Genomic DNA, 12931 nt, shown 5'->3' on the forward strand with positions numbered 1-12931 from the left:
ACAGAAATCAGGAGCTATCCCGAGGGCTACCCAGAAAGGCGTTGAGCCGCTCGGCAATCGAGCGCCGACGCTCCGCCAGGAATTCTCTGTAGCACCCAGTGGGCAGCAGAGCTGGATCGGTGGGGATGCACTGGCTTGTGAAGGGCTGATCGCCATTGCTAGCGATCAGCTCAGGGATATAGGAGGAAGGAGCCTTGTCGCTGATGCGGCGATTAGCGCGGCCGCCTATGAAGGCGAGGTTGGCGATGTCGTCTATCTCGCGGGTGCTGTAGCCGCTCTTCTTGAGCAGGGCCTTGGGGAAGATGTGATGGAACTGCAGCTGGTGGGCGCTGCCCACATGGCTGAGGGCAATGGCCAGTTGGGTCTGCCAGTCGCGGGCGCCGGCCTGTTGGAACGCAAGGAACATGGTTTTGAAAAGGGCGCTGCGTTGGCTGCGGCCATCCAGCTCCTCGGGGGCGATGTCAAGGCGGCCCACCTGGGTGCGCAGGCGCTCGAGCAGCTCGATGTAGGTGCCACCTTCCCGGATTGTCTTGAGGTCTTGGTCGAGCAGGGTTTCGCTGGAGCCGCGGCTGTAGCGGCCCTTGGCATTGGCGAGTAACACCCAACGCAACAGGCCAACTGCCTCATCGCTGCTGAGCGAGTAGTTGCGCTGGGCGCCGTAAAAGCCAAGGCTGATCACCAGAAATGGCGAAGCCAAGAGCGCAGGACTGGTGATGCCTACATTGCTGCGGAGCAGATTGAGGGCAAAATCGATACCCCGGCAGCCATCATCCCAACCGCTCTGGAGTTGCTCCAGCCGGAGATTGGCCACGGTGAGGAAGCGTGACTGGCCGGTGGCATGGGCTACCAGGTTCTTGAGGTGGATACCCAGATCCAGTTCAAAACCAATCTTGGAGCAATCAGCCTGGTAGGCCTGAAAGATCTGCAGGGAGCCGCGCCACTTGGCGGTGATCTGGGCGAGGGCGAGATCGGAGCTGCGCAGCTTGGCGCCGAGCGAGTTGACCCGCACAAAGATCTCCGTGACTTCGTCGTAGGAGAGGCTGCGCTCCAGCACGTCCATTCGGTAGATGTAATCGCTAATCCCCCTTAAGCGGTTCAGTCGCTGGGTGTAGCGCTCAGCTCGAGGATCATCGAGGCTGGTGATACCAGCTTGTTTTAGGAAATGTGTGATGTCGTTCTTGCGCTGAAAGACCTCGCTGACATTCACCCACTGGGGCAGCTGCTCCAGCTTGCGGGTGGCGACTACAAAGGTCATGCGATTGAACCGCTTCTGCAGTTCGTCTTCTGAGGCATCGGCTTCTTCCTCGGTGGCTTCCTCCCCGTCTTCACCGTTATCGCCGCTGTCTTCGAGGGCATCGGCGGTGTCGTCGTCCACCTCGGAGATCACGCTGAGTTGATCAGGGTGCTCGAGGTTGAACAGCAGCTCGATGGGGCGAACCCGCCCATTCACTCGCACAGGCTTGCCGCGGATCACAGCGGAGAGGGACGTGAGCCGCTGCTGGCCGTCGAGTAAGAGTTGCGTTTTGGTTGCAGGCTTCACCTGCTGGTCAACTGCAAACGGCTGCTCGGCCACCTCGTCGTCGGTTTCCCAGATCAGGATCGCGCCGGAGGGATAGCCGCGATACAGCGAATCGAGCAGATCACGCACGCGGGTGGAGCGCCAGACGTAGCGGCGCTGCATTTCAGGCAGGCGCAGCTCGCCGCGCTCGATCTTGCTGACAAGTTCTTCGACGGTGGCTTCTGCTTTGGCCATGTTTCAGAACAGGCTTAAGCCGCCTTGGTAGGGCTCACTGGTGAGCTCGAATTTCGGGGTTGATGCGGCTTTGGCCTTGCCTTTCCCCTTGGCCTTGGGCGTCTTGGCTGCCCCCTTGCTGTGCAGCCCCATCGCCACCTCCTCCTCATACCGCGCGGCATTCAGCGCCAACAGCCGAGCCAGCACGTCATCTCGTACTGAATCCGGCCAGCGGTAGCGCCAGGGCAGCTTGAGCCGGCCGGTGATGGCGCCGTAGGCCTGCAGCTGGCCCTGGAAATCGAGGGCGTCGCCGGCATCCCAGAAGAAAAGGTTGCCCTCGTCGATGCGCTGCTGCAGGTCCTCGGGTAGCTGGGCGTCTTCTTCGAGATCGAGGTAGTCGAGGCCGAAGCCGCAGGCGGTGGGCACATCGCTCCATCCGTAGGCGTTCAGCACCACCTGATCCATCTCGCCGTGGAGGTTGCGCAGCTCCAGTAGGCCGCTGCTGGTTTCGGCTGGATCGTGGAAGCGGTTGTAGGTGCTGGTCAGGCCTTCGTTGTTGGCCACCATCAGCTCGGCGCGGAACTGGTGGTAGCGCTCGCCGATGGCTTCGAGGCTCTGGCGAGTGGCGGCGTGGGTGGGATCGGTGGCGGCGGAATTGAGGAGGGCGGTGGGGAAGGGGAAAGTTTCGAAGCAGTCGGAGGGGTTGTAGGTCAGCCTGTCTTCAAGAGTTGAACTGAAGAAGTTTGCGAATACCGTGTGTACGCGAGAAATAAGAATACAAAAAGCATCAGTAGTATCTAGCGGGAAGACAATCAGCTTGTGACTGAAGACTTGATCGGCAGGAATAAACGGAAATGTCAAATACTGTGTAGCAGCTGCGCCTGTAACCAATACCCGCTCACAACCCGTAATCGCCGCATACAGCGCAGGGCGTTTTTCTGCGTGTATCCACCACTTCTGAGGCAGTGGTATCCGCTGTTTGTATTCTCCACTTGGCTTGCGCTCTTGCCGCTGAGGCTTCACCTTTTTATCGAGAAGTGTCATCAGCTCGGGCCAGTTGAGCCGGCACTCATCTTCACTGCGATCTCTGAAATCAACCACATAACGGTGATGCGCATGTGTCAAGCTCTCATTTACCTCCTCGCCGCCGATGTAGGGGAAGATCACCTCAGCATTCTTCTGGCTCATGGCGATCAGGCGCTCCATCGTGGCGATCGGTGAAGGGATGCCTGGTGTGTCGTCGTCGGCCGGGCCGGAGTCATCAAAGGTGAAGCCCATGCCCAGCACGATCGAGCCCTGGAAGCTCTTGCCTGCATTGGCCGCCAACTGCTTCGGGTCGTCGTGGCCGCCATTGGCAAACAGAAACGCCGTGATCCGCTCCACCGACCGTTTTTCCAGCAGCTTCACGCCGGCATAGGCCCCCTTGAATAGGTGCACCACGCTGACAACAACAGCGGCCACACCGGGCCACTTGTAACGCTTGCGCGCGGCGTAGATAGTGCCGCCATTCAGGCAGATCCAGCGCAGACCGGTGCTGCGCGTATCGCCCTGGGCGATGGTGTTGGTGGCGATCAGGCCCAGGGTGCCCCCGGGCCGCAGCAGATGGAAGCAACGGCGGAAGAAGTGGGCCACCAGATCGGCATTGCCGTGGCTCTCGGGGTGCAGCTGCTTGAACCAATCGAGGATTCCGTTGGGGCTGCCTTCGGCGATGGTGTTCTTGCCGGCGAAGGGTGGATTTCCCACGAAGGCATCGAAGCCTCCGTGCCCATCACCGAACACCTCCGGGAACTCCAGATCCCAGTGGAAGGGAGTGATGCCCTTGTCGCCTGCGGCCAGCCGATCGCGGATCTCCTGAATTGAATCCTGTAGCCCCTCATCGTTGAAGGCGCCGCTGAGCATGGCCAGATACACCTGCTGCTTATCGGCCCGTTCCTTAGCTTTGACTGCATCAAAGAAGGCCGCCACCATCAGATCACCGGCCTGGCGCAAGCCTTCGCTGGCTTTGATCTGTTGCTGCAGCAACACCTTCTTGCGGTCGTAGCCCTCGTCATTGAGGCTGTCGTCGCTGAAGCTCTCGCGCCGGGCCACACCCATCTGGGAGAAGACCTGGTTCTGCTCATTGAGGAAGCCGAGCTGCACTTCCTTCATTGCGCTCTGGATCTCCTGGACGCCGTACCCCACCAGCGAATCACCGCACTTGAGGGCGTGATCCACAAAGGTGAAGGGCAGGTGCTCGCTGAGGGTCACCAGCCAGAGCGACAGCTTGGCCAGGTTCACCGCAAACGGGTTCTTGTCGACGCCGTAGAGGCAGCGCTGGGCAATCAGTCGGCGGGCCACCGTGTCTTTGTCCCACTCCTGGCGGAAGCCTTCGGGGTAGCCCTCGCGCTCCCAGGCCTGCACCAGCCAAACCGCCAGACAGCGGCACACAGCCACCAGAAAGGCGCCTGAGCCCATGGCCGGATCGCATACCTTCAGGGCCAGGATCTGCTCGGCCGTGGGCTTGCCATTGCAACGCTCCAGCCAGGGGCGGAAGGCCTCAGCCACGATCGGTTCGGTGAGCGCCCGGGGCGTGTAGTGACTGCCGCTGCGGCGCCGTTCGGCCGTGGGCTGCAGGATCAGGCTGCCGCTCACCAGGCCGTTGGGCGTGTGGGGGGAGAGCTTCTTGTCGAGCGCCACACACAGCTCGGCCAGGGTGGTGGCGCTTTTGAGCTCGCTCTTCACCTTGGCGGGCAACTTGAGGGCCACGCCGGCCTGTTCATCGAGCCACTTCTCGCGCTTGGATCCGTTCTGGGCCAGCAGCTGTTCGGCGTCCACCACCACCGTGATGGTGATCTTCTGGCGCGGCGGCCGATACGTAATCCCCACGCTGGGGCCTGTGGCTCCCTCCACCGTGAAGCCCATGATCCCCTCGTAGACCGAGCCGATCTGCTCCACGTCCAGGGCCCGATAGCTGAGCCGCTCGCCATCGAGCCAGATCAACTTGCTCAGCACCTTCTCCATCACGTCGTCGCTGACGGCGGGCAGGTTGGTGAGGATGCCGTCGTCGTAGAAGCTGTCGATGTCCCTTCCCTCCAGGAACGGGAAGGCATCGGGGTCGAACAATTCGCCGTGGCGGGCTGGCAGGTAGCTCGGCTCCGCCCCGCCGCCGTCGTACACCAACCGGAACAAACTCAGAAGCGAGGCCCAGGCGCCGCGCCGGTCGGCCATGGCGCTCTGGTGCTCAAAGCGCTCCTGGCGCAGCCGGTCGGCCAAGGAGCTGACGCTGTAGTGCTGCCCGTAGAGAGAATCTCTGGGCATCAACTCTTCGTCTTCCGCATACAGCAGGAACACCAGCCGCAGCAGCACCGTGATCAGGCCGCCGTAGAGCTGCTTCTGGCCCTCTTCTGTTGTTGGCAACGCGCCCAACACACTTCGGCCGTTGTCCTGGGCAATGCGCTCGGCCGCATCGAAGCCCAGCAACAACTCCCAGAGGGCTTCGAGCACTTGTTCGGCAAGGCGTGTGCTCACCTCGTTCTGGTTCTTGCGGCTTGCCGCCAGCAGTGCCGGTAGACGTTGCTCCGGGTTGCCGCCGAATAGCCGGTCCACCCCCAGCAGCAGCTCGAGGGCACCGAGCATCGGCCGGCCCGCCACCTCTGCCATCGGTTCCAGTGGCATGGTGATGTGGCCGCTCGATTCACCGCGCGGCGCATGCACCAGCCGCAGCTGAGTGCCGTTGAACAACAGTCCGATCGGATGCTCGGTTTCCTTCAGCAGCCGTTCGAAGCGCTGCTGCGGTGTGGCATCCCAGCCGTTACCAGTGGGGTTCCAGGCGGCATCGAGATCACGGTCCCACTGGGGGGTGAGGGTGCCGCTGGCGTCTCGCCATTGGCTTAGATCGAGCACCAGGGCCTGCATGCCCTCACCCTCCAGCTTCAGTACGCCATGGGTGGGCCGCAGGGTTTCGCCGTATTCGCTCAGCACCACCTCGGGCACCGTCTCCAGCGCGCTGGCCTCCACCAGATCGGAGTCGCCCCAATCGAGCAGCTCGGTGGCCAGTTGCTGGAAGCTGGAGACCACCTTCACGGGGTCGCCATTCAGCCCGTCGACCTTCTCCAAAAGTCCATTGAGCTGCAGTTGGAGGGCTGAGATGTAGGCGGTGCTCTGGTTGGGCACCAACTCCAGCTTGGTGAGCACCGCCGGTGCCACCACCAGGCCCACGGGTTGCACCAATCCGAGCCATTGCTCGTGGATCGCTTTGGTGGGGATGCCGTAGTAGGCCATCAGCGCACCTCCTGGAGGCTGGCGGACCCAGCAAGGTCTTCTGTCTCAGTACCCCAGCGGGTCTCGCGAGCCACGAGAGGGAGTGAGGAGGACTGTGGCGGGGGCAGGATTGCATGCTCAACCCATTTAGGATTGGGTTTGGCATAGGCACGTTTCGCCATGACCTCCATCAGCCCGTCACTGAAACACCAGCTGGAACGCCTTTCCTCTGACCAGCGCAGCCAGGTAGGCGCTCTGTTGGCAGCCATGCAGGATTCCGCCTCGCGAGGAGCGTCTGCCCCGCGGCAGCCCGGCGGCCTGCTTGGCAAGATGCACACCCACGCCGACTTCGACGCTCCCTTAGCTGAGGAGTTTCTGATTCCTTGAGCGGCGCCGGGTTTCTTCTTGATACCAGTGTGCTGATCTGGTGGTTGGCGGAGCCATCGCGCCTTTCCAGCACTGCCATTAGCAGCATTGCTGACCCTGAGAATCAGATCTACTGCAGTGTGGTCAACCTCTGGGAGATTCAGATCAAGGTGAAGCTGGGCAAGCTGGATCTTGATCTGCATCTGCCGGAGATTCATAGCTGGGTTGTTGATCAGGAAGGTTGGTTGCTGTTGCCAGTCCACTGGCCTCACGTCAGGCGACTGGATCAATTGCCGGTGCCGCATAAAGACCCGTTTGATCGCCTGCTGATTGCCCAGGCTGTTGAGGAGAACCTGACCTTGGTGAGCGTTGATCCCTTGATGCGTGATTACCCCGTAGCTGTGCTGGGCTGACTTGAATCCCCTGTCCATCAGCGCACCCCCTGGGGCCAGAGGTAGATAGCCCCGGCCGGCTCCACCCGGTGGGTCTGCAGCGCGAAGGTGCGGCGGATGCGTTCGGGTTCGCGCTCCAGATCAATGTCGATGGTTTGCAAGCGCTCCTCCCAGTACTTGCGGTTGTCCTGCAGCTGGCGGCGTTCCTCCTTGATCCCGCCCAGATCGAGCAGCAGCTGATCGAGGTTTTCGTTGGTGCGGCTGCGGGTGCTGAGGATCCGTTTGCGTTGCTCCTCCAGCACCCGCACAAAGCGGGCCACTTCATCGTCGGACCGTTTGGCCAGCTTCTGGGCCGCGTCCTGACGGCGCTCGTCGACCACCCGATCGAGGGCGTCTCTGAGCTGGCCCACATCCGCCGCCAGATGCTGCTGCAACGCCATCGCTGCCGCTTCTGGTGCTTCGAGCTGCAACTGGAGGGATTCTTTCAACTCCTTCATCACCCGATCGCTCTTTTCCACGCTGAGCTTGCGCAGGCGCCGGTTTGGATCCGCCGGATCCCACTCGGCCACCACCGCCAGCACTTCATCGTGCAGCCGCGAGGCGCCGTGGCCATAGAGGCTGAGCCGCGCTAGCACGACCAGCTTGGCCGTGTCATCGGGCGTGCCCAACACGGCGGCGCGGCTGAGGGAATCGCTCTGGAAACCACGCATCAGGAAGCGGTTGAGCAGCCGCATCACCAGCGGGTGCTCTAGATGCAGGTGCACCCGATCGGCATTCACCTCCTGGGGGTCCTGGAACACCACCGGCTGCAGTTGCGTCTCCTTGCGCCACTGCCACAACTTCTGGCCGGGTTGGCGTGGAGGCCGCAGGGCATCGAGCACATCCCCCCAGGCGGCTTCTCCGCCCGGCAGGTCGGCAGCACTGGGGAACTCCCAAATGGCCCGATCGGGATCCTGCTCGGCCTGGCTGGCATCCCGCGGTATTAGCGCTAGGCGGTTGTTGCCTTGCCGCTCTCCGGTGAGTTGCAGGCTGGTGTTGAGGGCATTGCGGAACTGGGCGCGGCTGAAGTTCAACCACTTGGTGGAGCGCTCCAGTGCGCGCTCTAGCTTGCCCACCTGTTTTTCGAGCTCTTCTTTGCGCTCACGGCTCCCTTCCAATTCCTCATCGAGCAGGGCCCGGGTGATGCGCAGGTCTTCCTCCTGATCCAAGCCCTTGATGTCTGCGATTGTGCGCGCCAGCGACGTGGGGTTGATGCCCTTGGCCAGCAGATCATTGAGCTTGCGGATCACCACCGGCGGCAGGCAACCCAGTTCCTGGCGGATCTGATCTGTCTTACGCACCACGGTGTCGAGCACCACGTCTTCCGGGCGTTGGGGCAGCACGAAATAGTGGCAGTACACCTGCGGCGCACGCTGCAGGGTGCGATCAATCCGACCATTGCGCTGTTCCATCCGGCCCGGGTTCCAGGGCACATCGAAGTGCACCAACCGCCTGCAGTGGTTCTGCAGGTTCACGCCCTCACGGGCCGCGTCGGTGGCGATCAAAATCCGCAGTGGATCGGCGTTGGGTGGGCTGTTAAAACTGCGCTTAATCGCCTCACGCCGCTCATCGCCGATGCCGCCATGGAATGTGGCAATCCGGGCCTCGGCACAATCGCTACCGGCGATCAGCTCGCGCACGCGGCGCTCCAGCCAGTCCTTGGTGTCGGCGTATTCGGTAAAGATCAGCAGGCGCTCGCCGGCCCATTCAGCGCCTTGCTGCCCAAGACGCGGACAAAGGTGTTGGCGGATCAACTCCTCCAAGCGCTGCACCCGGCTGTCGGCCTCGTAGCGGGCTGCTTCGGCGATCGTCTGCATCTGACTCAGGAGCTGCTTCTCCTCCTCGCTGGACACCAGAGCCGAGCCCACGGCTGCCTCGTGCTGGGCATCGGCCTCCTGCAGCAGGTCCTCCTCGTTGCCTTCGGCGCGATCGTCGTCGCCATCGATGGAACCCTGCAGTAGATCGAGGGCCTCCAGCCGCACCGGGCGCTGTTTGTCGGCCCTGGCGGCCCGTTTCTCCAGGGTGTTTCTATGCACCCTCAACGTGCGATCAAAAGCCGCGATCGAACTCAACAGCCGCTTCTGCAGGTTGGAGATCACCAGGTTTTCGGCTGCACGCTCCCGCTTGCCGGCGCTCGCTAGGCGCTGGTTTCGCATCTCCCTGTAGCGGCTGAGCAGCTCAGCCAGCTTGATCTCCGGGGTATTCGCCGGTAGGCCATCGATCACCTCCGGCACCACCAATCGCTCAGGCAGATCCACATTTATCTGGCGCAGGTCTTCCTTGAGCCGCCGCACCATCACGTCCTCAAGGTCTTGCTTGCGCACGGCCACACCGCGGCAGAAGCGGGTGGGATCGAGGATCTCCAGCAGGGCGGAGAAGCTGTTGCTGTGGCCGTTGTGGGGAGTAGCCGAGAGAAACAGCCTGTGCTCGAACCTTCCGGCCAGATCGCGCATCGCGCGGGTGAGCTTGGAGTCGATCGCAAATTTCGAGCCGCTCGCCGGCGCCGCGTTGTGGGCCTCATCGAGGATCAGCAGCGCCTGCTTGCCCTCATCGCCGAGCCAGTCGCGAAGGGGGCCGGCGTAGGCCTCATCGCGCACAAGCGCTTGGCTAATGATGAACCGGGTGTGGGTCGCCCAAGGGTTGATGCCCCAGCCCCGCTGCCGGCGCATCTCGGTGATGTACTGCCGGTCCAGCACGGCAAAACTCAGCCCGAAGCGGCTCTCCATCTCCCCCTTCCACTGCAGCACCACCGAAGGGGGCGCTACCACCACCACGCGATGCACCTTCTGGCGCAGCAGCAGCTCGCGCATGATCAGGCCTGCTTCAATCGTCTTGCCCAGGCCCACGTCGTCGGCGATGAACAAGCTCACCCGCGGCATGAGCAGGGCCTTGCGCAACGGCTCCAGCTGGTAAGGCTTCACATCGATGCCGGCCCGCAACGGCGATTGGAATAGGCCGGGGTCGGTACTGGTGACGCAGTTCCAGCGCAGGGTATTCAGGTAGCTGCCGAACACCTGCGGGTCGTCAAAGCCCCGTTGGCCCACCGTGTCCCAGGTGGTCTCGCCCAGCACCAGGGCATCTACCTCCCGCTCCCAGAACACCTCCAGCCGTTGGCCGTTGGCGTCGTCATCCAGACACGCCATCCGAACCACCATGTCGCCCTCAGGGTGCTCGGCGGGCTCCACGTCCTCCACCAGCCAGCGGTGGCTTCGGCACTGGACAACGGCGCCCTGCGTGGGGACCTGGCTTTTGGCGAGAACAGCGTCTGGCATCAGTCGCAGAGTGAGGCCACTGGTGTGGAGTTGAACAATCGACGCCTAAGAACAGGACGCGTTTCCACTTCACTATGCGGCGTCGTGCGGCCATCCGCTGTCGTTTTTGATCCTCCGAAACGCCTATTGGCACTGACCCCTATGCAAATCATGCATAAGGGTTGATGTACCTCTCTCGATCCAGGATTGGCGACATAGGCAGCGGAGCGGAGTTTTTGAAGAGCTGCACCGAGTGATTTGGATTGGGTAGGCGTGCAAATGGGACTGGCGGCCATGGCCAAGTCAGTCCTTCCGCGGTGCGCGAACGCTGAGGACTCCTGCCTGACGTTCCTCTGGGTTCCAGTAGCTGCCCGCTTGATGCGGCACCTCGCGGAGCGGGCTAAAACTGGGCAATCCCTGCCAACCCCCGTGGCTCACTGGTGGGTCAACCACAAGCAAACCGTCCGCCAGGAAACCGACGGTGGGTATGTGTGGTCGCCCAAGGCCAACGCCAATGGCGCCCACAATGTGAGTTACGACAACCTCACCCGCTGCCAGCGGGGAGACGTGGTGTTCAGCTACGCCTACGGGCGGATTGGCTCTATTGGGCTGGTGGAAGCGGCAGCGATCACGGCACCCAAGCCGCCGGAGTTTGGCGCTGCTGGCGATAACTGGAGCCAGGAGGGCTGGCTGGTGCGGGTGAATTGGCAGCCGTTGCGCCAACCGCTGGTGCCGCAGACATTTTTTGAGCTGCTGCAACCGTTGTTGCCCGAGAGGCACAGCCCGATCAGCACCAACACGGGCCGGGGCAACCAGGGGGTGTACCTGGCGGAGCTGAGCGACGCCTTGGGCCTGCTGCTGCTCAAGCTGATCGAAGACCATGCCGATCCCGCGGTGCGCGTGCATCTGGTGGTGCTTGCAGAAGAAGGGGAGGCCGCGTCTTCCCTGCTGGCCGACATGCAGCAGCTGCAGGCGGTGCCGAGCACCACTGAGCGCGATGCCCTCACCAAGGCGAGGCTGGGGCAGGGGCTCTTTCGGCATCGGGTGGCGGAACTGGAACCCGCCTGCCGGGTGACGGGGCTGATGCGGCAGGAGTTTCTGGTGGCCAGTCACATCAAACCCTGGCGCGACTGCGACAACCGCGAGCGGCTGAGCGGCGCCAACGGCCTGTTGCTGTCCCCCCACATCGACAAGCTGTTTGATCGCCACTGGATCAGCTTTGATTCCGACGGCCAACTGATCTGGCAGCACGAGGCCGCTGGTGAAGCGCTCCGCTGCTGGGGGATCGAGGGGGCCAACTTGATACAGCCCTTCAGCCGGGAACAGGAGCACTTTCTTGGTGTCCATCGCCGCTGCTTGAGGACGTGACCAGCAGCCAGGCGCTTAAACACCACCGCCCCAGAGCTGCCGTACCACTTCAGTGATGAAGGATCCAAGATCGCCTGCTTGGCTGATCCGCCAGATAACAGATACAGCTGGAATGGTGGTTCACTCCTCTTCGTCGGAGCCACCGCTGGGAATCAGCTTGATCTGCTTGCGGCCGAGCTTGATCTCGAACTCATCGCCGGGCTTGAGATCCAGCATGGCGGTGTAGGCCTTGCCCACCAGCAGGTTGCCATTGCCCTGCACGGTGGCTGTGTAGCTGAGCTTGCGGCCACCTTTTCCGGCACTACGCCTGCCACCATCGGTGCCAAGGCTGACACCTTTGGCGCCGAGCAGGGCTTCATAAAAAGCAGTGAAGTTGAGTCGCTCGGAGCCATCCTTTTTGGTGCTCACATAGCCGCACTCCCGCACTAGGTCTGACTTGGACACGTCGCCAAGCTCCTTGACTTTGGCGAGCAGTTCCGAACCGGTGAGCATGCTGATGAACCTATGGCCCAAAGATTTTAGCCCTCTCATCGCAAGCGGCCAGTGTCCAATGCTCTTGTTGATGGCTCAGATCAGGATGGCTTCTGTATCCCAAGCCGCATCATCATCCCCACTCCAGTTGGCTTCGGCGTCATCAATCACCTCACGCAGGCTCAATGTCAGCCAGCCAAGGCTGCAGGCGAGCAGATCGATACGGCGGCCGCAGTGGGTCCAGATCGGCAGTGGCTGCAGGGTGGGGCCGCAACCAACCACATCCCCATCGAAGGCGTCGTCGAAAGGGCTATCCACCGCAAGGATCTGATCGATCAGGTTGCCGTCCATGGTTCGCTCGTTTGACTTGAGCCAAGCCTCGGCCAGCTCAGCCGCAATCGCTAGCACCCTTGTGCGAACGACGATTGCGTCAGCTGATTGCATTCCCGTTGGGCGAGGTCCTGCACGAGAGGATCGCTGCGGCACAACAGCCACAAGCTGCAGTTTCCTGTTGCTGGCAGTGGAATCAGATCGTGGGTCTGGAAGGCGGCTATTTGATCGCGATCCAGCACCACCCCATCCAGCAGATCAAGCTCCAGGAGAGTGTTGCTGTGGTTCAAGCTGGCGGCCGGCAACGGCACCCACTCCGCCCACGGCCAACTCCTCATCAGCGATTCGATGGCGGGAGAGCCACCCAGCCGCAACACCCCGCAATCCAACCGGTGACGGTTCACGCCCTGCCGCAGCAGGCGCATCCAGTCGGCATCGCAGAAGCGCCGACCGGGCTGGCGGCCGCGCTGCTGCTGCAAACCCATCTCCTTGGCCAGGCGCCGATAGCGCCGGCTCACGCTGGGTTGCGACAGGTTCAACAGCTGTGCGGCAGCCACGGTGCTGCCAGTGAGCTCGAGCATGTCCACCAACACCAGATCCCTCAGCACGGCTGGGATTCGGTAAGGACGACGAGGAAGAACGGCGGACATCCAACAGCTGCAGCAGCCACACCAGTGTTCGGAGCCGGGGCCATGGTTGGTGGCTGACTCCTGCGAACGACCGCTGGTGATTCGCAGGAGCCC

8 protein-coding genes are annotated in these 12931 nt (G+C 62.4%); 2 read left to right on the forward strand and 6 right to left on the reverse strand.

Annotated features, from left to right (window positions below; genetic code table 11):
* Positions 1–7: 7 nt before the first annotated feature.
* Both KBY70_RS11505 and KBY70_RS11510 read right to left on the reverse strand, forming a co-directional pair.
* Positions 8–1753 (reverse strand): DUF262 domain-containing protein, encoded by a 1746-nt coding sequence (locus tag KBY70_RS11505; RefSeq protein WP_254988578.1) that lies wholly within the window; start codon positions 1751–1753, stop codon positions 8–10.
* A gap of 3 nt (positions 1754–1756) precedes the next feature.
* Positions 1757–5992, reverse strand: a complete 4236-nt coding sequence (locus tag KBY70_RS11510; RefSeq protein WP_254988579.1) for a BREX-1 system adenine-specific DNA-methyltransferase PglX — start codon at positions 5990–5992, stop codon at positions 1757–1759.
* Between the two features lie 362 nt (positions 5993–6354).
* Here KBY70_RS11510 and KBY70_RS11515 point away from each other — a divergent pair, with 362 nt between their 5' ends.
* Positions 6355–6750 carry a type II toxin-antitoxin system VapC family toxin gene (locus tag KBY70_RS11515; RefSeq protein WP_254988580.1) on the forward strand — a complete coding sequence of 132 codons (396 nt, stop codon included), beginning with the start codon at positions 6355–6357 and terminating at the stop codon, positions 6748–6750.
* A 17-nt stretch (positions 6751–6767) separates the two neighbouring features.
* Here the strand turns inward: KBY70_RS11515 and drmD are convergent, their stop codons facing one another.
* A complete protein-coding gene (drmD, locus tag KBY70_RS11520) occupies positions 6768–10040 on the reverse strand; it encodes a DISARM system SNF2-like helicase DrmD (RefSeq protein WP_254988581.1) in 3273 nt (1090 codons plus the stop codon).
* 408 nt (positions 10041–10448) lie between these two features.
* On the opposite strand from drmD, the gene KBY70_RS14485 reads away from it, so the two are divergent.
* On the forward strand, positions 10449–11387 hold the full coding sequence (locus tag KBY70_RS14485) for an HNH endonuclease (RefSeq protein WP_254988582.1): 939 nt from the start codon (positions 10449–10451) through the stop codon (positions 11385–11387).
* Positions 11388–11507: 120 nt separating this feature from the next.
* Here the strand turns inward: KBY70_RS14485 and KBY70_RS11530 are convergent, their stop codons facing one another.
* From KBY70_RS11530 to KBY70_RS11540, 3 genes are all read right to left on the reverse strand, one after another.
* Positions 11508–11879, reverse strand: a complete 372-nt coding sequence (locus KBY70_RS11530; protein ID WP_254988583.1) for an AbrB family transcriptional regulator — start codon at positions 11877–11879, stop codon at positions 11508–11510.
* Positions 11880–11954: 75 nt separating this feature from the next.
* Positions 11955–12209 (reverse strand): hypothetical protein, encoded by a 255-nt coding sequence (locus KBY70_RS11535; protein ID WP_254988584.1) that lies wholly within the window; start codon positions 12207–12209, stop codon positions 11955–11957.
* 50 nt (positions 12210–12259) lie between these two features.
* Positions 12260–12796, reverse strand: a complete 537-nt coding sequence (locus KBY70_RS11540) for a LysR family transcriptional regulator (protein ID WP_254988585.1) — start codon at positions 12794–12796, stop codon at positions 12260–12262.
* Positions 12797–12931: the final 135 nt, after the last annotated feature.

The organism is Cyanobium sp. ATX 6E8 (assembly GCF_024346335.1).
Taxonomy (GTDB): domain Bacteria; phylum Cyanobacteriota; class Cyanobacteriia; order PCC-6307; family Cyanobiaceae; genus Cyanobium_A.

Bases quoted from the DNA above. Each gene is read 5' to 3' on its own strand.
- drmD (WP_254988581.1), bottom strand. From the start codon at position 10,040: ATGCCAGACGCTGTTCTCGCCAAAAGCCAGGTCCCCACGCAGGGCGCC.
- KBY70_RS11505 (WP_254988578.1), bottom strand. From the start codon at position 1,753: ATGGCCAAAGCAGAAGCCACCGTCGAAGAACTTGTCAGCAAGATCGAG.
- KBY70_RS11535 (WP_254988584.1), bottom strand. From the start codon at position 12,209: ATGGACGGCAACCTGATCGATCAGATCCTTGCGGTGGATAGCCCTTTC.
- KBY70_RS11510 (WP_254988579.1), bottom strand. From the start codon at position 5,992: ATGGCCTACTACGGCATCCCCACCAAAGCGATCCACGAGCAATGGCTC.
- KBY70_RS11530 (WP_254988583.1), bottom strand. From the start codon at position 11,879: ATGCTCACCGGTTCGGAACTGCTCGCCAAAGTCAAGGAGCTTGGCGAC.